Genomic DNA, 1,653 nt, shown 5'->3' with positions numbered 1-1,653 from the left:
AAAATAAAAAATTAACGCCAAAAAGTCGCTACGGGAGTTGTTTTGTATCGAACTTAGTTTTATGTAGGTAAATAGAGAAAATAGCCTCCCTCAAATGTTTGTATCATCTTTAACTTTTAAGTTCATGTCGTATAATCTGTTTAAGAAATATGAAGCACATCTATCTTTTGCACAAAACAATAACTTGCCATCCCTCCCCATCAGAGTTAACATACACACACTTCAACCACGGGAGGGAAATGTGTTATGTCAAATTGGCCAGATTGGTTTCAAGAAGCATTACGCCAACGATTTTATGAGTTAGAACTCGCCAGTGAACAACAGACTTCATGTTCATCAGAGAACAAAAATCTATTCACTCAAATGGATCAATTCAAAATGAATCAAAACAAGGATATTCAGCAACTGCTATCCGAATGGGAAGAAGCCATAGGTTATCAGCTAAGTCAGGACAAACAGTCCATCTATATGGAAGGAGTAAAAGACGGGATTCGATTGATTCTTCCCGTCATACACTCCACAAATATTCGTTAGCCTACTGATAATGTTATCCTATGGTTTCTCTAGTCCAATATTTCATCTATGTCCATTCCACTTTTCAAGGTAAAAACAAAATGCGCTGGTGAGAGAATCGTGATCTTCTCCACCAACGCATTAAATAGGTTATCATCAAATTGTTCCAGTATATCTTTCCGCAAGCTTAGAATTTGGATGATTTCATCTACACGCTCCTTGATTTTCGCTTGCTGCTCATGCTCCTGCTCCAGTGTCAGCTTCTGTTGTCGTAGCTCGTTGAGTTCATTGGAAAGTCTGTTCGTTTCTTCATCATATATCGTTTCATCAATCTGATTCCGTAGCTTGAGATTCACTAATTCCTTCAAGTCGGATTTCAATTGGTGCATCTGTCCTTCGATGTCCAATAGCGGTTCTTGCCCTACTTTGCTGGAAAGTGCCGATTCAATATTGGCTTTCAACGTCTTCATGAATCCTTTCTTATTCTCATACATCCGGTTGAACAATCGCACAAACGCGGAATGTAAAACTTGTTCATCGACTGATTTGGCATCACAGGCTGCTCTACCTTCATTGACATACGTTTTGCATTGCCATACCACTTTTTTGGATGGATTATTGCTGTTCCAGGTTCGGCGTTTAAAAATGGCCCCACAGCATCCACAATATACTTTACTGCTCAGTGCGTATTTACTGGAGTATCTTTTACTATCCCCCATGACATTACCTTTCAGCTTGGCCCTCCATTCCTTTTCCTTTTGCACCGCTTCAAATAGTTCCTTGGATACAATCGGCTCATGGTTGTCCTCAATTAAATATTGCTGTTCTTGTCCTTTATTCCTTACTCGTTTGTGGGTTAGAAAATCTACCGTTACCGTCTTTTGCTGAAGCAAAGCTCCGTAATATTTCTCATTGGTCAGTATTAAGGTAATGGAGGAATCCCACCACGTATCGCCACCCGTGACTGTTTTAATGTGATCTCGCATCAAACCTCTGGCTATCGCCTGATAGCTTTTGCCATCCAAATACTCCTCGTATATGCGCCGCACAATCTCGGCTTCCGACTCGTTAATCACCAGTTCCCCCTGCTCGTCCTTATCGTAGCCAAGAAAGCGAGTGGTGTTGCAGAAGACTTTGCCG

2 protein-coding genes are annotated in these 1,653 nt (G+C 40.8%); one reads left to right on the top strand and one right to left on the bottom strand.

The window, feature by feature from the left end:
• Positions 1–246 precede the first annotated feature (246 nt).
• Positions 247–534: a hypothetical protein gene (locus ACIFQM_RS23620; protein ID WP_430066272.1), complete on the top strand. Its 288-nt coding sequence runs from the start codon at positions 247–249 to the stop codon at positions 532–534.
• A gap of 29 nt (positions 535–563) precedes the next feature.
• On the opposite strand, the gene ACIFQM_RS23615 is transcribed toward ACIFQM_RS23620, so the two are convergent.
• Positions 564–1,653, bottom strand: a 1,090-nt coding sequence (locus ACIFQM_RS23615) for a recombinase family protein (RefSeq protein WP_430066270.1), incomplete at its 5' end; no start/stop codon positions are given.

Source organism: Paenibacillus sp. NRS-1782 (assembly GCF_050467685.1).
GTDB lineage: Bacteria > Bacillota > Bacilli > Paenibacillales > Paenibacillaceae > Paenibacillus > Paenibacillus terrae_A.
Note: the sequence above shows the minus strand (reverse complement) of the source record. Positions and strands in the feature narration are given on the sequence as shown.

Excerpts from the sequence above, each read along its gene's own strand:
- ACIFQM_RS23620 (WP_430066272.1), top strand. The coding sequence starts at position 247 with ATGTCAAATTGGCCAGATTGGTTTCAAGAAGCATTACGCCAACGATTT.